The sequence below is a fragment of the Taibaiella koreensis genome (assembly GCF_003545715.1).
Classification (GTDB): domain Bacteria; phylum Bacteroidota; class Bacteroidia; order Chitinophagales; family Chitinophagaceae; genus Taibaiella; species Taibaiella koreensis.
Genome location: NZ_QVNU01000005.1, coordinates 214,253 through 235,282, shown reverse-complemented (window position 1 = coordinate 235,282; position 21,030 = coordinate 214,253). Strand labels below are relative to the sequence as shown.

The 21,030-nt window shown below is 50.1% G+C and carries 10 protein-coding genes; 8 read left to right on the top strand and 2 right to left on the bottom strand.

What is annotated here, in order from left to right; all coding sequences use genetic code 11:
* Window positions 1-59 precede the first annotated feature (59 nt).
* Together DZK30_RS17300 and DZK30_RS17295 are read left to right on the top strand one after the other, a co-directional pair.
* Window positions 60-1,046 (top strand): D-alanine--D-alanine ligase, encoded by a 987-nt coding sequence (locus tag DZK30_RS17300; protein WP_118975425.1) that lies wholly within the window; start codon window positions 60-62, stop codon window positions 1,044-1,046.
* A gap of 81 nt (window positions 1,047-1,127) precedes the next feature.
* On the top strand, window positions 1,128-1,901 hold the full coding sequence (locus DZK30_RS17295; RefSeq protein WP_118975424.1) for a PASTA domain-containing protein: 774 nt from the start codon (window positions 1,128-1,130) through the stop codon (window positions 1,899-1,901).
* A 92-nt stretch (window positions 1,902-1,993) separates the two neighbouring features.
* Here DZK30_RS17295 and DZK30_RS17290 read toward each other — a convergent pair whose 3' ends face one another.
* Both DZK30_RS17290 and DZK30_RS17285 read right to left on the bottom strand, forming a co-directional pair.
* Entirely contained in the window at window positions 1,994-3,367 is a 1,374-nt protein-coding gene (locus DZK30_RS17290) for a M16 family metallopeptidase (RefSeq protein WP_118975423.1), read from the bottom strand.
* A 26-nt stretch (window positions 3,368-3,393) separates the two neighbouring features.
* On the bottom strand, window positions 3,394-4,755 hold the full coding sequence (locus DZK30_RS17285) for a M16 family metallopeptidase (RefSeq protein ID WP_118975422.1): 1,362 nt from the start codon (window positions 4,753-4,755) through the stop codon (window positions 3,394-3,396).
* Window positions 4,756-5,284: 529 nt separating this feature from the next.
* Between DZK30_RS17285 and rpoB the strand changes: the two genes are divergently transcribed.
* The 6 genes from rpoB to DZK30_RS17255 all read left to right on the top strand — a co-directional run bounded on the left by rpoB (window position 5,285) and on the right by DZK30_RS17255 (window position 21,021).
* Complete coding sequence (rpoB, locus tag DZK30_RS17280; protein ID WP_118975421.1) at window positions 5,285-9,109, top strand: DNA-directed RNA polymerase subunit beta; 3,825 nt, start codon at window positions 5,285-5,287, stop codon at window positions 9,107-9,109.
* Window positions 9,110-9,232: 123 nt separating this feature from the next.
* Window positions 9,233-13,555: a DNA-directed RNA polymerase subunit beta' gene (gene rpoC / locus DZK30_RS17275; protein WP_118975420.1), complete on the top strand. Its 4,323-nt coding sequence runs from the start codon at window positions 9,233-9,235 to the stop codon at window positions 13,553-13,555.
* Window positions 13,556-13,701: 146 nt separating this feature from the next.
* Complete coding sequence (locus tag DZK30_RS17270; RefSeq protein ID WP_118975419.1) at window positions 13,702-14,724, top strand: T9SS type A sorting domain-containing protein; 1,023 nt, start codon at window positions 13,702-13,704, stop codon at window positions 14,722-14,724.
* 192 nt (window positions 14,725-14,916) lie between these two features.
* Complete coding sequence (locus tag DZK30_RS17265; RefSeq protein WP_118975418.1) at window positions 14,917-16,956, top strand: adenylate/guanylate cyclase domain-containing protein; 2,040 nt, start codon at window positions 14,917-14,919, stop codon at window positions 16,954-16,956.
* 16 nt (window positions 16,957-16,972) lie between these two features.
* Entirely contained in the window at window positions 16,973-19,012 is a 2,040-nt protein-coding gene (locus DZK30_RS17260) for an adenylate/guanylate cyclase domain-containing protein (protein ID WP_118975417.1), read from the top strand.
* Window positions 19,009-21,021 carry an adenylate/guanylate cyclase domain-containing protein gene (locus tag DZK30_RS17255; protein ID WP_118975416.1) on the top strand — a complete coding sequence of 671 codons (2,013 nt, stop codon included), beginning with the start codon at window positions 19,009-19,011 and terminating at the stop codon, window positions 21,019-21,021. The genes DZK30_RS17260 and DZK30_RS17255 overlap by 4 nt, the downstream gene beginning before the upstream one ends.
* Window positions 21,022-21,030: the final 9 nt, after the last annotated feature.

Genomic DNA, 21,030 nt, shown 5'->3' with positions numbered 1-21,030 from the left:
TTCATAATCCCTGACGCATTATTTACCTTTGGCACTCTTTTAGTTGTACTACATTCATTATGAAGAAAAAAATTGCGCTCGTTGCCGGCGGCTATTCCGGAGAATATGTTATTTCCCTGGGCACCGCAAAAACGATAGAGCAAAACCTGGATCCGGAACAATTTGAAGTTTACAAGATCATTATCGATCGAAATGAATGGTACTACGAAATGGCCACCGGCGGCAAGATCGTTGTAGATAAGAACGATTTTTCGCTATTGCTGGATGAAGGAAAGGTGACTTTTGATGCCGCCTTTATTGCGGTACATGGCTCACCGGGAGAAGATGGCCGCCTCCAGGGCTATTTCGACATGATCGGACTGCCCTATACGACCTGCAATGCTATCGTGTCGGCGCTTACCTTCAACAAAAGCTTCTGCAACAAAGTGCTTAAGGATTACCATATCGTTCATATTGCCAATTCGGTAGTGCTGTACAAGAGTCAGCCTTACTCCCTGGGTGCCATTATGGAAAGTCTGAAGCTTCCGGTATTTGTGAAACCCAACGAGAGCGGGTCCAGCCTGGGCGTAAGCAAGGTGGTCAGCCCGGGACAGTTGATGGGGGCCATCGATAAAGCCTTTGCCGAAGACAACCAGGTACTGATCGAAGAGTTTATCGAAGGCCGTGAGCTGACCATAGGCGTGTATGCCTTGAAAGGAAAGATCCATACCTTGCCGCCCACGGAGATCGTCAGCAAAAATGATTTCTTTGATTACGAAGCCAAATATACGCCGGGTGTTACCAACGAGATCACGCCGGCAGTGATCGATCATGATGTGCTGATGCAGTTGAACCGGAAGGCCGAAGGCATTTACCAGCACCTGAATTGTAAAGGCATTGTGCGTATGGATTTTATCCTGCACAAGAAAACCAACGATCTGTTTTTCCTGGAGGTCAACACAATGCCCGGACAAAGTGAGAACAGCATCGTACCGCAGCAGGTACGGGCCGCAGGGTTGAACCTGATGACCTTTTACGGCAACCTGCTGCAGGAGGTGCTGGCCTGAGGGCCACCGGCTAGCCTCACGATGCTTACACGATAACGCCCTATGCCGGCTGTATGCCGGAGAAAATTATAAGTACCGAACATGTCGAAACCGTTTCATAAAAGCCTTGTAGGAACCCTTGTTATCATTGTGCTGATCTGTATCGGTATCTACTGGCTCTTTTTTGCCTCGCTGGGATGGATTACAGGGCACGGAAAGGAGTTGACAGTGCCCGTGCTCAAAGGCAAGAATCGTGATGAAGCGCTGAAAGCGTTGGAAGCAGCCGGTTTTGAGGTAGATCTTGATTCCACTTATAGTCCCGATCAAAAGCCTTTGGTCGTGCTGGAACAGCAACCCGAGGGCGGCACAACCGTGAAGCAAGGGCGAACGATCTTTCTCATCATAAACCGGGTCAATCCGCGCAATACTGCGATGCCCAATCTGGTCAATATGTCGTATCGCAGCGCCGAAATGCTGCTGAAAAGCAATAAGCTGCTGCTGGGCGACACGATTATGAAACCCGATATGGCCCAGGGCGCGGTGTTGAGCCAGCTGCTGAACGGTAAGGAGATCGCACCGGGCACACAGATCCCGCAGGGAAGTAAAATATCGCTGGTGATCGGCGACGGGCTTGGGAACAAGCAGATCAATGTTCCCGATCTGAACGGCATGACCTATCCCGAAGCTGTAGCCATCCTGAGTGGCTCCAATCTCACGTATTCCGCTGTATTCGACGGTACCATCAGCGATACCACTACTGCGGTGATCTACCTCCAGCAGCCTGAAGCCTTCAACGAATTCAACGAGCCCAATAAGATACAGGAAGGCGACAATGTCGATATCCGTATCAAGCAGAATATGGAAGAAGGACAATAGCGTCTTACCTCCGGAAAAAATTGACTATATATTCCTGCAATAAGAAAGGCGGCCATCGGCCGCCTTTCTTATTGTTCTTTCGATTTTGAGGGTTACTGTTTTTCAAGCTTATAGACCTCCATTTTTGGTGCAGGTTGCGGCCTATTGGGATTGGCTTGTAAGGGGACAGATACTGCCTTGTCGAACATTTCCTTGTCGGCCAGCTTTTCGTCGCCCAGGTAATTCCAGCGTATACCGGTAGCGTATCTGTTGAATACCCGCTGCACGGTTTCCAGCGGTATGGCATCAAGATCGGTCAGCATAGTCTCTGCGTTCTTCCAGTTGCCTTTCATTTCCGCATCGCCCACCATGGCTGCAATGGCTGCCGTTGATTGGTTGCCCATATAATACTCCGTGGTAAATCCTGCTTTGGCATCGCGCAGGTCAACTTCATTAAAACCGTTGTTCCGTAGCTTGTTCACCTCATTCACCATAACCTCTACGGCTTCGCGTGGTTTTGTGGTCGTAACATAGACAATCGACGAAGGTTTAAAGCGGCTACGGGCAGCGGCACTTGGCGCATAGGAGAGGTTCCGCTTGGTCCTGATCTCTTCGAAAAGCTTTTCGGCCAGTATCTGGTAGGCCAGGTCATTGGCATAGGTAGCTTTAATATCGCTGGCGGGCGGAGCGCCCAATATGCCAATGATATAATTGGTAGCCAGGGGGCGGTTTTCCACCTTGAGATTATTGCCTTTGAGTACGGTGGCCTCTGGCGCCGGTAGTTGTACAGGCGTAGCCGGCAGCTGGCTAAAGGTGTTCGTCAACTGCTGCTTCAGCGTGTTGGGGTCTAAGTCGCCTACGATCACCAGAAACATGCGGTTCTTGTTGAGTAAGGTATTGTAATAGTATTTGCTAACGGCTTCCTTGTTAAGTCCCGCCAGGCTTTCGGCAGTACCGGCGGGCCGGTAGGCATAACGGGTGCCGGCAAACACATTTTCATTGGCCATATGGCCCACTTTTGTATCAGGATCGCCTTCTTCCTGCCGGATACCGGAGATCAGCTGCTGGCGGGTAATGGCAAGCTCTTTTTCCTCGAACACAGGGCTTATTATAGCCTGGCTGAACAAGCGCCAGCCTTCCTTGAAATAAGGCTTGGCGCAGGACAGGCTAATGCTGCCATAGTCGTAGCCGGTAGTGCCGCCCACTTCTATATTATATTTATCGGCCAGGTCGCGGAAAGCATCCTTGTTCATTTCTTTGGTACCGCAGGATGTGGCTGCTGTAAGCGCGAGGCTTTCGATGCCCTGCTGGTCGGCTGTATAGTTGGCTGTGCCGCCTTTGTAGAACATGGTGGCGCTCACCGTATATTTATCGGCGTGCCTGAAGATTACTTTAAGTCCGTTGATATCGAATTCGGTGGTTTGCGCCCTTCCTGTATAGCCCAGGCAGGTAAGACCTATGAGCGCGATGCCTATTTTGCGTTTCATGCTAAAATTTTTTTGTTTTGAAAGGATTAAGATTTCCAGAAGCCAGCAGGCTGTATCCGGTCCTTGTCTTTGGGATTGATCAGCAGGCCGGCGCTGTAGTTCTTGTCTTTAATGTACTTGCGCACATAGGCCTTAATATCGTCTTTCGATACCTTCTTGAGGGTGGGCACATAATTGTACATATAGTCCAGGTCGGCGCTGCACCACCAATAAGCAATGGTATGCGACAGGTTGGTGGTGATATCCCGTTCCTGCAGCGTGGATATCTCCAGTTTGCGTTTGGCCGTTTCCAGCTGCTCGTCGGTGATATAGCCGTCGGTATCCCAGAGGCCGATCTGCTTTTTCACCTCGGCGAGGCATTCGGCTTCTTTCCCCGGCGTAGGGACTACCTGTACGGTAATAGGGCCGGTATATTTGAGGGTAGAGTAGCCTACATTGGCCTGTAGTGCCAGGCCATTATCGATCAGCGACTTTTGGAACTGAGAAGCATTTTGCGACAGGACATAGGAAAAAACGTCGGCTACATGGGTATCGTAACGGGCGGTGCGGGTATCGGGACCGTGCCAGGAGAAGATCATCATCGGAACCGGCGCTATAGGCGATTCGGTAATGAAATAGTCTTTTTTGGCGAGCGGCTTGAATTCCGGTATAGGCCAGCGTTCGAAGGGATCAAAGCCCGAGGCCTTCCAATCGGAAAAGGTAGCCTTTGCCTTGGCAATAACTTCCTCCTGCTGTACATCGCCGGATACGATCAACATAGAATTGTTGGGCCAGTAATACTTGTCTTTGATCGTTTTCATTTTTTCGGGTGTGGCCGAATTAATGATCGCATGATCGCCAATGGTGTTCTTACGGCTATAGAGGTCGCCCCACAGCGAATGGGCCATGGCATCGATCAATGGGAAGAAAGGATTGGATTCGTTGCGCTGGAACTCACCGTCTACCACTACGTTTTCCTTCTTTATTTCTTCAGCCAGGAACAAGGGGTAACGGATGGCCGAGTTCATAAAGGACAGGCCGGCGTCGAGATTCGTTTTGGGCAGGGTGAAAAAATAGTTTACCCGTTCGTCGGAAGTGGTGCCGTTGAAGGAGATACCCAGCTCGCGTACCCTTGCCATATATTGTTCCTGGCTGGGGTAGTCTTTATTGGCTTTAAAGAACATGTGCTCGTACAGGTGGCTCAATCCGTTGTATTCCGGGGATTCGGTATAAGAGCCGTTCCTGGTGGTGATCTCTACGGTGACCAGGGGAACGGAATGGTCTTCTACCACGAGAATTTCAAGTCCGTTGTCCAGTTTGGCAGGAAAAAAATTAGCGGGGCGCTGCGCCATCAGCGACGCGCTGCAAAGCCCGGTAAGGCTTAGGGTAAACAAAGATCTGATCGACATTAACGCCAGTGTTTAAGGTGAAATAATCAAAGCATGTGGTAGTAGCTTCGAATGCGCAAAGAAAGCGGAATTCCGGTTTGCGTCCTACAATATAGCCTTGTAATCTGCTGAAAAACACCAAATATCCCCCGGAAAGGGTAGGTCGTTCTTGAAAACCGTAAAAAATGACGATATTTGTCTGCCGGGCGTCACAAATAAACCTGTCGAGCAAAAGGAACAAAGTGAAATAGAGACCATAATTCGAATATTTAACATTTAGTTGGCTATATTTTGATGCAAATAACCAAATGTTAACCTAAATTTTGTACAAAAAAATGTTAAATTTGATTTTCTGCTTGCTCAAGTTCGAAAAATTTGCTCATTAAAAATATGTTCCTTAATTTTGCTGTCCCTTAATAGGGGAAATCGTACGTGCAAAATCTCTTTTGGTCCGGAAATTTTAAAATTTATTGCTAAACCTATTTCAAAAAGCATAAGCGCTTTTTGAGGTGGGATTATTTTGTCTTTTACAAAATCGGTGTAAAATACTATGTCTAACGTAACAAAACGCACACAATCAGGTCGTGTGAACTTTGCCAAAATCCATGATGTGGCAGACACACCTGATCTGTTGGCTATTCAGCTTCAGTCTTTCCAGGATTTCTTCCAGCTCGAAACCACGCCCGATAAGCGTGATGTAGAGGGGCTGTTCCGCGTGTTCAAGGAAAACTTCCCCATTACGGACACCCGCAACATCTTTGTGCTGGAGTTTCTCGATTACTTTATCGACCCGCCCCGTTACACTATCGAAGAGTGTATGGAGCGTGGCCTGACCTACTCTGTACCGCTGAAAGCCAAACTGCGTCTGAGCTGTAATGATGAGGAGCACGTTGACTTCGAAACGATCGTTCAGGATGTGTTCCTGGGTAACATCCCATACATGACCCCCCGCGGTACTTTCGTGATCAATGGTGCCGAACGTGTAGTGGTGTCTCAGTTGCACCGTTCGCCCGGTGTATTCTTCGGGCAAAGTACGCACCCCAATGGTACGAAGATCTACTCTGCCCGCGTGATCCCCTTCAAGGGCGCCTGGATGGAGTTCGCTACCGATATTAACAACGTGATGTACGCCTACATCGACCGTAAGAAGAAATTCCCGGTAACGACCCTGCTGCGTTCTATCGGCTACGAAAATGATAAGGACATCCTGAACCTGTTTGGCATGGCCGACGAGGTAAAGGCCGACCGTAAATCGCTTGAGGCCAATATCGGCCGCCGCCTTGCGGAACGCGTGCTGCGTAGCTGGACCGAAGATTTCGTAGATGAAGATACCGGAGAGGTAGTATCGATCGAGCGTAACGAAGTGATCCTGGAGCGTGACAGCGTGCTGAGCGAAGATCATGTCGACACCATTATCGAAATGGGCGCCGATTCTATCTATATCCAGAAAGAAGAGCTGAGCGGTGATTACTCCATTATCTACAATACCTTAAATAAAGATACTTCCAACTCTGAGCTGGAAGCGGTACAGCACATCTACCGTCAGCTGCGCGGCAGCGACGCGCCGGATGATGAGACCGCCCGTGGTATTATCGAAAAGCTGTTCTTCTCCGACAAGCGCTATGACCTTGGCGAAGTAGGCCGCTACAAGATTAACCGCAAGCTCGAGCTGGGTATGGACAACGATAAAAAAGTATTGTCCAAAGAAGATATCATCGCTATCATCAAATACCTGGTACGACTGTCGAACGGTAAGGCTGAGATCGACGATATCGATCACCTGAGCAACCGTCGTGTACGTACTGTGGGCGAACAACTGTACGCCCAGTTCGGTGTGGGTTTGAGCCGTATGGCCCGTACGATCCGCGAACGTATGAATGTGCGTGACAACGAGGTGTTCACGCCCATCGACCTGATCAATGCGCGTACACTGAGCTCTGTGATCAACTCCTTTTTCGGTACTTCACAGCTGAGCCAGTTCCTCGATCAGACCAACCCGCTCTCTGAGATCACGCACAAGCGTCGTATCTCCGCCCTCGGACCCGGTGGTCTGAGCCGTGAGCGCGCAGGCTTTGAGGTGCGTGACGTACACTACTCCCACTATGGCCGTCTGTGTACTATTGAAACGCCGGAAGGACCGAACATCGGTCTGATCTCTACGCTGTGCGTGCACGCCAAGATCAACGATATGGGCTTCATCGAAACGCCTTACCGTAAAGTAAAAGATGGTAAAGTGGACCTGAAGCACGAATTCTACCTGAGTGCCGAAGAAGAAGACGATAAGAAGATTGCACAGGCTAACGTTCCTTTGGACGATAAAGGCGTTTTCATAGAAGATAAGATCAAATCCCGAGAAACAGGTGACTTCCCGATCCTGGAGCGTGAAGAAGTGGAGTACATGGATGTGGCGCCCAACCAGATTGTAGGTTTGTCCGCTTCCCTGATCCCCTTCCTGGAGCATGACGATGCCAACCGTGCCCTGATGGGGTCAAACATGCAACGTCAGGCTGTTCCTTTGATCCGCCCGCAAGCGCCTATCGTAGGTACCGGTCTGGAAGCTAAAGCGGCACGTGATGCCCGTATCCAGATCCATGCCGAAGGAAAAGGTGTAGTGGAATACGTAGATGCCAATGAAATTCATGTGCGCTACGACCGCAGCGAAAAACAACGCCTGGTGTCATTTGAAGATGACCTGAAGGTATACCGGCTCACCAAGTATAAGAAGACCAACCAGAGCACCAGCATCAACCTGAGCCCTGCCGTAAGGAAAGGTCAGAAAGTGGTGGAAGGCGACTTCCTTACACAGGGTTATGCTACCCAGAACGGTGAGCTGGCCCTGGGCCGCAACCTGAAAGTGGCGTTCATGCCCTGGAAAGGTTACAACTTTGAGGATGCGATCGTTATTAATGAAAAAGTGGTGCGCGAAGACCTCTTTACCTCCGTACACATCGACGAATACGAACTCGAAGTGCGCGATACCAAGCTGGGTGAAGAAGAGCTGACTGCCGATATCCCCAATATCTCCGAAGAGGCGACCAAAGACCTCGACGAGAACGGTATCATCCGCATCGGCGCGCATGTAAAAGAAGGCGACATCCTTATCGGTAAGATCACGCCAAAAGGCGAAAGCGATCCTACCCCTGAAGAGAAGCTGCTCCGTGCGATCTTCGGCGACAAAGCCGGCGACGCGAAAGATGCTTCCCTCAAGGCTTCCCCTTCTGTTGAAGGTGTCATCATCGACAAGCAATTGTTCCAACGCGCCAAGAAAGACAAGAATGCCAAGGTGAAGGAGAAGGGCGAGCTGGAGAAGATCGAAAAAGTACACAACCAGAATACTGAAGAGATCAAAAAGCTACTGCTGGAAAAACTGTCTGTGCTGCTGGCCGACAAGGCTTCGGCAGGTGTGACCAACACCTATGGCGAACCGGTGATCAGCAAAGGCGGCAAGTTCTCTACTAAAGTGCTGAACTCTGTCGACTTCCAGAGCGTGAATCCCCTGGGATGGACCGGCGAGGAAGAAACAGACGGCCTGGTGAACCAGCTGCTGCACAACTACAACATTAAGTACAACGAAGAACTCGGCCGCTACAAGCGTGAGAAGTTCAACCTGTCTATCGGTGATGAGCTGCCCACGGGCGTGCTGAAGCTGGCCAAGGTGTACCTGGCAGTGAAACGTAAACTGAAAGTAGGGGATAAGATGGCGGGCCGCCATGGTAACAAGGGTATCGTAGCCAAGATCGTGCGTGCAGAAGACATGCCGTTCCTGGAAGATGGCACACCTGTAGATATCGTGCTGAACCCGCTGGGTGTACCTTCGAGGATGAACCTGGGCCAGATCTACGAAACCATCCTGGGATGGGCCGGCGAAAAGCTGGGTCTGCGCTTTGCTACACCCATCTTCGATGGTGCTTCTTCCGACGAGATCAAGCATTACATAGAAGAAGCCGGTTTGCCCAGCTTCGGTCATACTTACCTGTACGACGGTGAGACCGGCGACCGCTTCCACCAGAAAGCCACTGTTGGTATCATCTATATCATTAAGCTTCACCACATGGTAGATGATAAGATGCACGCCCGTTCGATCGGACCATACTCGCTCATCACGCAGCAGCCCCTGGGTGGTAAAGCCCAGTTCGGTGGTCAGCGTTTCGGTGAGATGGAGGTGTGGGCACTCGAGGCTTACGGTGCATCCAACATCCTGCAGGAGCTGCTCACGATCAAGTCGGACGATATTGTCGGCCGTGCCAAGGCTTACGAATCTATCGTGAAAGGCGATAATATTCCGAAAGCCGGTATCCCGGAATCGTTCAACGTACTGGTGCATGAACTGCGCGGCCTGGGTCTGGAACTGACCTTCGACGCCGAAAAAGCATAAATTATAGAATAAGCGGCGGGCGTACGCCCGCCGCCCAATTCAAAAAATATTTTTTTAATTCATTTTTGAGCGGGTTGCGACCCTGGTCTGCAACCGCAATACTCAAATCTCAATATCGATAAAATGGCCATTAAAAAAGACAACCGTCCCCGTTCAGGTTTCGATAAGATTACGATCAGCCTGGCTTCTCCCGATGGTATCCTGGACCGTTCTTACGGTGAGGTATTGAAGCCTGAAACCATCAACTATCGTACCTACAAACCCGAACGCGATGGTCTTTTCTGTGAAAAGATATTCGGACCGGTAAAGGACTACGAATGTTATTGTGGAAAGTACAAGCGTATCCGTTACAAGGGTATCGTTTGCGACCGTTGTGGTGTGGAAGTAACGGAGAAGAAAGTACGCCGTGAGCGCATGGGCCACCTTAAGCTGGTGGTACCCGTAGTGCATATCTGGTATTTTAAAAGCCTGCCCAACAAGATCGGCTACCTGCTGGGCTCCAGCTCCAAAAAGCTGGAAAGCATCGTTTACTACGAGCGCTATGTGATCGTACAGGCCGGTGAAGCAGAAGAGCTGATCCGCCAGAAACTGAATATGAAGGACAGCGAAGATACCTATATGGCTTTGCTGTCGGAAGACGAATACCTGGACATCATCGATGCCCTGCCCAAGGAAAACCAATTCCTGTCTGATGATGATCCCAATAAGTTCATCGCCAGGATGGGGGCCGAGGCCGTACAGGACCTGCTGAGCCGCCTGAACCTGGACCAGCTGTCTTACGATCTGCGTAATGCCGCTGCCAACGAAACATCGCAGCAGCGTAAGCAGGAAGCCCTGAAACGCCTGGGTGTAGTAGAAGCGTTCCGCGACGCCAATACCCGTGTGGAGAACAAGCCCGAGTGGATGGTGATGCAGTACATCCCTGTTATTCCGCCTGAGCTTCGTCCTTTGGTTCCCCTGGATGGCGGCCGTTTTGCCTCCTCCGATCTTAACGACCTTTACCGTCGTGTGATCATCCGCAACAACCGTTTGAAAAGACTGTTGGAGATCAAAGCACCTGAAGTAATCTTACGTAACGAAAAACGTATGCTCCAGGAGGCGGTGGATTCCCTGTTTGATAACAGCCGTAAGTCCAATGCCGTTAAGGCTGAAGGCGGCCGCGCGCTGAAATCCCTTTCCGATGTGCTGAAAGGTAAGCAGGGCCGTTTCCGTCAAAACCTGTTGGGTAAACGTGTGGACTACTCCGGTCGTTCGGTGATCGTGGTAGGTCCCGAAATGCAGCTGCACGAATGCGGTATCCCCAAGGATATGGCTGCCGAGCTGTTCAAACCTTTTATCATCCGTAAGCTGATTGAAAGGGGTATTGTAAAAACCGTGAAGAGCGCCAAGAAATTGGTAGAACGTAAGGAAGCCGTAGTTTGGGATATCCTGGAGAATGTGCTGAAAGGCCACCCGGTACTCCTTAACCGTGCCCCTACGCTCCACAGGTTGTCTATCCAGGCTTTCCAGCCCCGTATGATCGAGGGTAAGGCCATTCAGTTGCACCCGCTCGTATGTTCTGCATTCAACGCGGATTTCGATGGTGACCAGATGGCGGTACACGTGCCCCTGAGCAACGCTGCTATTATGGAAGCCCAGCTGCTGATGCTGGCTTCGCACAATATCCTTAACCCGCAGAACGGTACGCCGATCACCCTGCCTTCACAGGACATGGTGCTTGGTCTCTACTACCTGACCAAGGGTAAGAAAACCATGGCCGGCGAAGTGATCAAAGGTGAAGGCAAAGCCTTCTACTCTGCTGAAGAAGTGATCATCGCGCACAACGAAGGCCGCGTGGACCTACATGCCTGGATCAAAGTAAAGGCTATCGTTCGTAATAAAGACGGACAACTGGAGAACAAGCTGATCGAAACGACCGTAGGCCGTGTGATCTTCAACCAGGTAGTACCCAAAGACAATGGCTATGTGAATGCGCTGTTGACCAAAAAATCACTGCGTGAGATCATCGGTGCTATCCTGAAGAACACCAATATCCCGCAAACGGTTAGATTCCTTGACGATATCAAGACCCTTGGTTTCCGTACGGCATTCCGTGGTGGTCTGTCCTTTAACATCAATGACCTTACCATTCCTGAAGTGAAAGAGCAACTGGTAGCAGGCGCTCAGGAAGAAGTGGACGAGGTATGGGACAATTACAACATGGGTCTGATCACCAATAACGAACGTTACAACCAGATCATCGATATCTGGTCCCGCGTGGATACCCGTGTGACCGAAACGCTGATCCAGGAAATGGCAACAGACAAGCAGGGCTTCAACTCTGTATACATGATGCTGGATTCCGGAGCGCGTGGTAGCAAGCAGCAGGTAAAGCAGTTGGCCGGCCTGAGAGGCCTGATGGCAAAACCCCGTCGTAGCGGATCGACCGGTTCCGAGATCATCGAGAACCCGATCCTGGCCAACTTCAAGGACGGCCTGAGCGTATTGGAATACTTTATCTCTACCCACGGTGCCCGTAAGGGTCTGGCGGATACGGCCCTTAAAACGGCGGATGCGGGTTACCTGACCCGTCGTCTGGTGGACGTGGCCCAGGACGTGGTGATCAACGAAGAGGATTGCGGCACACTCCGTGGCCTGGCTACTTCTGCGCTGAAAGACAATGAGGAGATCGTAGAACCTTTGTTCGACCGTATCCTTGGCCGTACTTCACTGCACGATGTTTATCATCCGCATACCGAGCAATTGCTCGTATCGGCCGGCGTTGAGATCGACGAAGATATTGCCAATGCTATTGAGGATGCCGGTATTGAAACCGTTGAGATCCGTTCGGTGCTGACCTGCGAATCGCAACGCGGCTGCTGTGCCAAGTGTTACGGTAAGAACCTGGCAACCGGCTATATGGCCCAGAAAGGTGATGCCGTTGGTATCATTGCTGCCCAGTCCATCGGTGAGCCTGGTACACAGCTTACCCTCCGTACCTTCCACGTGGGTGGTACGGCGAGCTCTACCGCTATCGAATCGCAGTTGCTGGCCAAATTTGACGGCACCGTACAGTTCGATGGTCTGCGTACGACCAAATCTGTAAACGATGAAGGCGAAGAAGTGAATGTGGTTATCGGCCGTACCGGTGAAATGAGGATCATGGATATCGAAAACGATCGTCTGCTGATCACCAACAACATCCCTTACGGCTCTACCCTGAAAGTGAAGAACGGACAGAAAGTGAAGAAAGGTGATCCGATCTGTTCATGGGATCCGTTCAACGCCGTTATCATTTCTGAGATTGAAGGTGCTGTCAACTTCGAAAGTGTTATCGAAGGTATTACCTACCGTGAAGAAGCCGATGAGCAAACCGGTCACCGCGAGAAAGTGGTTATCGAAACAAAAGATAAGACCAAGATACCTTCTATCCTCATCGAAGGCAAGGAGAATAAAACTTATAACCTGCCCGTTGGCTCCCACATCGTGGTGAACATAGGTGAAAAAGTAAGAAGCGGCCAGGTGCTGGTGAAGATCCCGCGTGTGATGGGCCGTTCACGAGATATCACCGGTGGTCTGCCGCGCGTTACCGAGCTGTTTGAAGCACGTAACCCGTCAAATCCTGCTGTAGTAGCCGAGATCGACGGTGTGGTAAGCTTCGGTAACATCAAGCGTGGTAACCGTGAGATCCTGGTAGAATCCAAGGAAGGCATGGTGAAAAAATACCTGGTACCGCTGTCCCGCCAGATCACGGTGCAGGATGGTGACTTTATCAAGGCTGGTAACTCGCTTTCGGATGGTTCTACCACCCCCAGCGATATCCTGGCCATTAAAGGACCGCATGCCGTACAGGAGTACCTGGTGAACGAGATACAGGAAGTATACCGTCTTCAGGGTGTGAAGATCAACGATAAGCACATCGAGGTGATCGTGCGCCAAATGATGCGTAAAGTGCGCATTATCGACCAGGGCGATACCCGCTTCCTCGAAGACGATACCGTGGATAAGAACGACTTCATGGACGAGAACGATTGGATCTATGATAAGAAGGTAGTGATCGAAGCCGGCGACTCTGAAAAGCTGCATCCGGGCCAGATCGTTACCCTGCGTGAGATCCGTGAAGAGAACAGCGCCCTGCGTCGTAACGATAAGAAAGTGGTGGAATACCGCGATGCCAACCCTGCTACATCAGCGCCGCTACTGCTGGGTATTACCAAGGCTTCGCTGGGTACGCAAAGCTGGATATCTGCAGCTTCGTTCCAGGAAACCACTAAGGTATTGTCTACTGCAGCCATAACCGGTAAATCCGATAACCTGCTTGGCCTGAAAGAGAACGTAATTACCGGTGGCCTTATCCCGGCCGGTACCGGTATCCGCGATTATCACGATATGGTCGTAGGTTCGAAGGAAGAGTACGAGCTGTTGCTGGCCAATAAGGATGTGCTTGAATTTGACGAAGAAGAATAGGCTTAACTGACAAATTTCCCGAAAACCGCAACAGAAATGTTGCGGTTTTTTTTATGTGTATCCCGGTTTCCTGGTATAGGTGGGCGTAACTGCTAACGGTAATTTTGATCATTATTTATTCTGCAGATCATCAAAAATTCATTTCAATGAAAAAAAGAATTTTACTAATCATAGCGCTTCCTATAGCTTTCTCTGCCAATGCTCAACCGGTAATTACAAGTGCGCAGCTAATGACCACTTTTACGGATACGCTAAGCTTTCTGTCGACAGGTATGTCCGGTCCCGGCCCCGCCGGTCCTAATGTCACTTGGGACTTCTCTGGTCTATCGACTTCCAGCGTCAAAAGCGCCGTGGTAGCAGGCGACTGCCCCGGAGTGGCGGTATGCAGCGATTTTCCGGGCGCCAACACCTACAGCAAGCACACCTTTCTGAGTACTACTGGCGGTTATACTTATGCTATGGCGAAAAAAACGCCGTTAAAATTGGAAACGATAGGCGCACAGAGTGAAGGGCAGCCGCCCATTACTTACGCCAACCCTAAAACAGAGTATGAATTTCCGTTAAGCTACGGGCAGACCTTCAGCGATACTTATGCCTGGTCGGGAAGTGGCGGCGCCAGCTCGGGTAAGCTGGATTATACCATTGATGCCTATGGCACCGTGAGCACACCTTTGGGCGTTTTCAACAATGTATTGCGCAAGAAAATGGTACAAAGGGATACAACTTCTTCAGGCGGTGCCACTGTTGTATCTGAGTCGGTAATATATACCTGGCTAAGGGCCGGTCAGCCTGGGCTGGTCCTGTATTATCTGGAGAGCACACTGCTGGCCCCCGTACCCCAGCCAACACAGATCTCGATTGTCTATGGAGACAATCCGCCAGCTACTGTTACCGGCATTGGCGAACAGTTGCTCGCAAACGAACTGATAACTACTTATCCCAACCCGGCAAATGGGGCCGGCTTCAAGGTGAGTGTAAAAAAATGCACCATAACGCGACTGGAGCTCACCGATATGACCGGTCGTATTGTTTATAGGAGGCTTTTCTCAGGCAATAGTGGTTTGCAGGAATATACGATCCCGCCTGTTGCAACGTTTGCAGGTATGTATCTGCTGAATATCGATACGGACAAAGGCCATGGTGTAAAAAAGATAACAATAGTGCCATAAATTGCTGCAAGCTGATATTAATGCCGGGACTAAGGTTCCGGCGTTTTTATTTTACTGCTGTATTGTTTGACTTTTATATGCAAATGAATATTTTTGTGCCAGGACAAAAATCCTTTTATCCCCCGCATTACAAGCCGCATTGCCACCGGGTACGATCCGGAGCGATCTGTTGTCATTGCTCAAATAGACAATATGAAGAGAATACTACTGCTGCTTGTCGCTTTACTTCCGTTAACCCTGGGGGCCAAAGAACCGGCAAAAACGGATACTATATACCTGCATGGATTTGATACGGAGACCGCCAAACACTTTACATTCAATTTCAGTCTTGCCCATTCCTTAAATTATTTATGCCGTTTTAGTCCGGAAGATAATCCGCAGTTTGCTCTTCCTGCATACAATGACAGCCTGTGGGTACGATGTGCGCCCCTTTTTTCTTCAGAGGCGCTGCGGGACAGCCTTAGCGGTGGCGTCGGCTGGTTCCGGTTCCGGATACAGGCCGATAGCGCTGTCGTTAATCAGCCGGTGGCGTTTTCGTTCAAAGGCAGCGGCGCCATGATCATCTATCTTGACGGCAGGCAGGTAGGCAAGATCGGCACTTTCAAAAACGAAGGACAGCCCCGGTATGTAAGCCTGGCTTCGGCGCCGGTATTGATCAGTGTACCGGTCAGCGGCATCCATGTGCTGGCCATCCGTTATGAGAACACGGCTGCGCGACAGTATGAGGACATTGCCTGGGGATTTTCCCTGGAGCCCTTTCATCCTGATTTTCTATTGCTGACCTTAAAGCACAATTTGCTTGTTGCTTCTGTGGGCCTGGTTGGTATCGGGACGCTTTTTTTTACCCTGTTCCTGGTTCATCTGCTCCTGTTCCTCTTTTACCGGAAAGAAATATCGAACCTGTATTTTGCCCTATTCAATATCAGCGTATCCCTGCTCCTGTTCCTCCTGTATTATGGGTATGTATCGGAGCGCGTTTTCCTTCACAGCTACGGTAACGCGGCCATAATGGTGCTCTGCTGCATTGCAGGCTGTTTTTCCCTGAGTGCCTTTACCGTGCAACTGTTCAGCAAAGGGAAATTGTTCCTACGGATCATATTGGCAGTAAGCATCGTGGTAGCCGTTATTTCGGTGATCGATATCTATTGCAATACGAACTTCTCCTCGCTCGGCATGACGGTGCTGGTATTGCTGTCGCTGGGTTATACGATTATCCGGATCCTCATAGCAATTTTCACCAGGATGCCTGGGGCGCTCATCCTCGGCGCCGGCGTGCTGTTCTTTCTCTGTGTTTTCCTTTTTGTTTTTGTTTGGAGCATCTTTGGCGGAGGCATCCATTTGTCCGGCTATGTCCTGTTGTTGGTAATACTGTCCATATTTGCTATCCCTCTGTCCATTTCGTCTTACCTGGCCTGGCGGTTCTCTTCCACCAGCAAAGATTTGACGCAGCAGCTGGTAACGGTCGAGCACCTGTCTCGGGAAAAGCAAAGCATCCTGGAAAACCAGAAAGAGGAGCTGGAAAAAGAAGTCGTTGCCCGTACCCACGAAGTTGTACGGCAAAAGAAAGAGATCGAGCTGGAAAAGAAAAAGTCGGATGAGCTGCTGTTGAACATTCTCCCTGCAGAGATCGCAGAAGAGCTGAAACGTAAGGGCGAATCGAAGGCGCAGCTCTATGATGAAGCCACGGTACTGTTTACCGATTTTGTCAACTTTACCCGTATATCGGAGCAACTCGGTGTCGAAGAGCTGCTGGAGGAATTAAATATTAATTTCACGGCATTTGACCGTATTATGGAAAAATACGGGCTTGAAAAGATAAAGACGATCGGCGATGCTTACCTTGCCGTGAGTGGTTTGCCTGTTGCGCATCCGCGACATGCGCAGCAGGCCGTGTTCGCCGCGCTGGACATTCTCGATTTTGTTGCGGCCCGTCAGAAACAAGTACCTTATGGCCTGGACATCCGCATCGGGATCAATTCCGGCGCCCTCATCGCAGGTATTATCGGCGTAAAGAAATTTGCTTACGATATATGGGGTGACACAGTCAATACTGCTGCGCGTATGGAGCAAAGCAGTGCGGCAGGCAGGATCAATATTTCAGAAAATACTTACCAGCTCATCAAAGGGGAATTCGTATGTACGCACAGGGGCAAGATTGACGCCAAGCATAAAGGGGAGATGGACATGTATTTTGTAGAAAAAAGTATAAACAGTCGGGTGCCGGCGCCGTAATTTGAAAAGAAGTCCTATGAAACCTGTTCTGTTTTTTTTCCTGCTGCTATGGTGTAACAGTAATGCTATGGCCCGGCTGCCTTCGGATAGCGCCGATTATTATGTTACAGGAGATGTGTTCCGTGGCAAAGCGCAGAGTGTGGCGCTTGATAAGCCCTGGCGGTTCCATGCGAGCGATAGTGCGCAGTGGGCCGGTGCAGGCTACGACGATAGCCATTGGGCACTTATCAATACCGGCTTTGAAGAAAAGGGAATAAAGGTATTAAAGCAATCGGGCTTTAAGCAGTCGGGCTGGTTCCGTACGACGGTCCATTTCGATTCGGCAGCCATCCAAAAGCCGCTCGGGATAAAGATCACCAACAGCGGAGCAATGAGCATCTACCTGGATGGTGTGCTGCTGGATACTTATGGCAGTTTTGAACGGGATGGTAAATCGGTGTACGAAAACCAGGAACAACCGTTGCTGATCAATATAAAATCACCGGGAACTTATGTGCTGGCCATACGTTATGAGAATAAGGATATCTATAAGGATCAGCTGATATTCATCAACAGCGGCTTCCAGGTAGGCATAGCTTCGGCTGAAATAGCAATGTGGAGTGCCCGGAAGACCATGTATGCTATTTCGGTAATGTTGCTTCCCACGGGTTCGGTGTTTCTTGCCCTTTTTGCAATACACCTGTTGCTGTTCCTCTTTTACAGGGAAGATCGTTCCAATCTTTACTTTGCCTTGTTCAATCTTGGAGTAGGCCTGATGCTGATACTGCTGTTTTTGCTCACCGATACGGTGGACGTGCGCCTGCAGGAGCGGCTTAGCCCGGTATGGGTATTCAGCGTGCTGCTGGCTGTATTCGGGCTCAGCACCTTTATCAATCATCTGTTCGGCAGCTTCGGCTGGCGTTACCGGATCATAACCCTGTTCTGTATCCTTAGTCTTTTTTCTTTCATCTTTTTTCTCGACAACGATATCATTTCCTACATACCGCTGGCTTTATTTTTGCTGGTGGCCCTGGAGGCGATCGTGCTGATCATTATCGCTATCGTAAAGAAAAGGCCCGGGGCCCGGATCCTTGGCCTGGGTATTCTCTTCTTTTTTGGCTCTATCATCTTCATTGTGGTTGTGGCTGCTACTACAGGTGGCTTCAGCGTTAAAGGCGACAATACCTGGGCGCTGGCACTCATGGCCGTTTTCCTGGCGCTGTTCGTTTTCAGCATACCATTGTCTATATCCGGCTATCTCGCCTGGAAATTTTCCAATACCAACAAGAATCTGAAAGACCAGGTAGCTGCCGTGGAGCGACTTTCGGGAGAGAAACAGGTTATCCTTGAAAATCAGAAAGAAGCATTGGAATTGGAAGTGACAGCCCGCACGCAGGAAGTACTGCAGCAGAAGAAACAGATCGAACAGGAAAAAAAGAAGTCGGACGACCTGCTGCTCAACATTCTTCCGGCTGAAGTTGCTGAAGAGTTGAAGGAGAACGGCGCCACCAGGGCGCGTTATTTCGATCATGTATCGGTGCTGTTCACCGACTTTGTCAATTTTACCCATATTGCCGAGCTCCTGTCGCCCGAAGAGCTGGTACAGGAGCTGCATGAATGCTTCAGGGGCTTCGATGAGATTATTGAGCGTAACCGTATGGAAAAGATCAAGACCATCGGCGATGCCTATCTGGCGGTAAGCGGCATGCCCTCTAATGATGAGCGGCATGCTTATCACGCAGTAAAGGCCGGGCTGGAGATCTTAGATTTTGTCCGTTCGCGAAGTGGCGGAAAGGCTGCCTTCGAAGTAAGGGTAGGAATCAATTCCGGCTCCCTGGTGGCGGGCATTGTAGGGGTAAAGAAGTTTGCTTACGATATATGGGGCGATACTGTAAATATGGCGTCCCGTATGGAAAGCAATAGTGAAGCCGGGCGGGTGAACATCTCGGAGAGTACACATGAGCTGATAAAAGATGACGACTTTATCTTTACTTACCGCGGCAAGATCAATGCCAAGAATAAGGGCGAAGTGGATATGTATTTTGTCGACACCCCTAATTCCCCTGCTGCTTTATGAACTTAAGATATCTGCTGCTTACCCTTACGGTATGCCTCTGTGTTACCTTTCTTCATGCGCAGCATAGCGGCCTTATCGTTACTGACAGCAATTACCAGCAACTGGACCTGGATACGCCTTTGTGGCGATTTCATGCCGGCGACGACAAGGCCTGGGCTGCTCGGGATTGGAACGATTCAGCCCGGCGCAAAACTTCGCCGTTGATCCGGTCCGAAAAAGAGGCCCGCCAGGCGGGCTTTACAGGAAGCGGCTGGTTCCGTTTGTCGTTCCAGGTAGACAGCAGCATGGTACACAAACCGGTGTTGCTGCAGGTATTTACCAATGGCGCTGTGGATATCTATCTTGACGGACGCAAATTGTATGCTTATGGTAAGATTGCCGGTGGCGAGGGGTCGGAGTACGAACGGCCTTATCTTCCCGCCGTACTTGTATTTTCCGATACCGGCAGACATGTGCTGGCGCTCCGCTACGAAAATCTCTATTACAAAGAAATGCTGAAGGGATGGAAAAACAATATCGGCGGCTTTTCACTTCGTTTCACAGAGTACTATACCTATTTCCTGTCGCAGAAGATCAACATTCTTTTCTATTCGCTCTTTTTGCTGATCTCCGGCGGGGTATTCTTTGCGCTATTCCTGAGCCACCTGGTCATGTATCTGTTTCATAAGGATTACAATGCCAATCTTATTTTTTCCCTGTTCAATCTCGGGCTTGGTCTCTTCTTTATAGCAGTCTATCTTTCCGGCCCCCTGGGCAGCGAAAGGGCGCAGCTGGTGCTGGTGCCTGTTTACATAGTGGCCCCGGCCTGTTCCTTCTTTATGCTCAGCCTTTTGGTCAACCGGCTGTTCTCCTGGTCGAAGGTACGGATCGGGGTCAGCATCCTGTTCCTTGCTGTTGTGTTTTGCATCACATTCCTTACCAATTATCATTTTGGTCTGGTGTTCCTGTTGCTGCAGCTCACTTATTGTATCGTGGAGGCATCGATCCTGGTGATAAGCGCTTTACGGCGAAAGGTTGCTGGTGCGGGTATCCTGGGCTTTGGCATTCTTTGCTCGGCCCTGTTGTTTGCCTTCATTACCATAAGCAATACCACCGGATGGTTAAGCCTGAACGGTACTGCAGGTATTATCGCGCTGGTGCTTTCTATGTTGGTGGTTTTCTGTCTGCCCTTCAGCATGTCTGCCTATCTGTCCTGGAGCTTTGCAAGAGTGAACCGTGATCTTAAGATACAACTGGTCAGAGTAAAGGAGCTGTCGGAAAAGACATTGGAACAGGAACAGGAAAAACAGCGCCTGCTGGAAAACCGGCAGGAAGAGCTGGAGCAGGAAGTAGTAATACGTACCCGCGAAGTATTGCAGCAAAAGCAAAGGGTAGAGCAGGAAAAGAAAAAGTCGGACGATCTGCTGCTGAATATATTGCCTGCCGAAGTGGCTGATGAGCTAAAGGAGTATGGCACTACCAAAGCCCGGCATTTCGACCAGGTGTCGGTGCTGTTTACCGATTTTGTCAACTTTACCCATATAGCAGAACAGCTCACGCCCGAAGAGCTGGTACGGGAGCTGCACGATTGCTTCCGTACTTTTGACGAGATCATCGAAAAGCATGGCATGGAGAAGATCAAGACCATTGGCGATGCGTACCTGGCAGTGAGTGGTATGCCTGTAGCCGATGAAGCGCATGCCCGTCACGCAGTGCAGGCAGCACTGGAAATTGTGGCTTTTATCGACGGCAGACAGGGGCCGGCGCCATTCTGTTTAAGGGCCGGCATTCATTCCGGCCCGCTGGTGGCGGGCATTGTAGGGGTAAAGAAATTTGCTTACGATATATGGGGCGATACTGTAAATATGGCTTCCCGCATGGAAAGCAACAGTGAAGCGGGTCGGGTGAACATCTCCGAAAGCACACATGAGCTGGTAAAAGATGACGACTTTATCTTTACTTACCGCGGCAAGGTCAATGCCAAGAATAAGGGTGAAGTGGATATGTATTTCGTACAGAGTAAACAGTAATATTGCATT

What these genes read in the sequence shown, in the direction of transcription:
- rpoB (WP_118975421.1), top strand. Translation starts at nt 5,285, where the DNA reads ATGTCTAACGTAACAAAACGCACACAATCAGGTCGTGTGAACTTTGCC.
- DZK30_RS17260 (WP_118975417.1), top strand. Translation starts at nt 16,973, where the DNA reads ATGAAACCTGTTCTGTTTTTTTTCCTGCTGCTATGGTGTAACAGTAAT.
- DZK30_RS17285 (WP_118975422.1), bottom strand. Translation starts at nt 4,755, where the DNA reads ATGTCGATCAGATCTTTGTTTACCCTAAGCCTTACCGGGCTTTGCAGC.
- rpoC (WP_118975420.1), top strand. Translation starts at nt 9,233, where the DNA reads ATGGCCATTAAAAAAGACAACCGTCCCCGTTCAGGTTTCGATAAGATT.
- DZK30_RS17270 (WP_118975419.1), top strand. Translation starts at nt 13,702, where the DNA reads ATGAAAAAAAGAATTTTACTAATCATAGCGCTTCCTATAGCTTTCTCT.
- DZK30_RS17265 (WP_118975418.1), top strand. Translation starts at nt 14,917, where the DNA reads ATGAAGAGAATACTACTGCTGCTTGTCGCTTTACTTCCGTTAACCCTG.
- DZK30_RS17255 (WP_118975416.1), top strand. Translation starts at nt 19,009, where the DNA reads ATGAACTTAAGATATCTGCTGCTTACCCTTACGGTATGCCTCTGTGTT.
- DZK30_RS17290 (WP_118975423.1), bottom strand. Translation starts at nt 3,367, where the DNA reads ATGAAACGCAAAATAGGCATCGCGCTCATAGGTCTTACCTGCCTGGGC.
- DZK30_RS17300 (WP_118975425.1), top strand. Translation starts at nt 60, where the DNA reads ATGAAGAAAAAAATTGCGCTCGTTGCCGGCGGCTATTCCGGAGAATAT.
- DZK30_RS17295 (WP_118975424.1), top strand. Translation starts at nt 1,128, where the DNA reads ATGTCGAAACCGTTTCATAAAAGCCTTGTAGGAACCCTTGTTATCATT.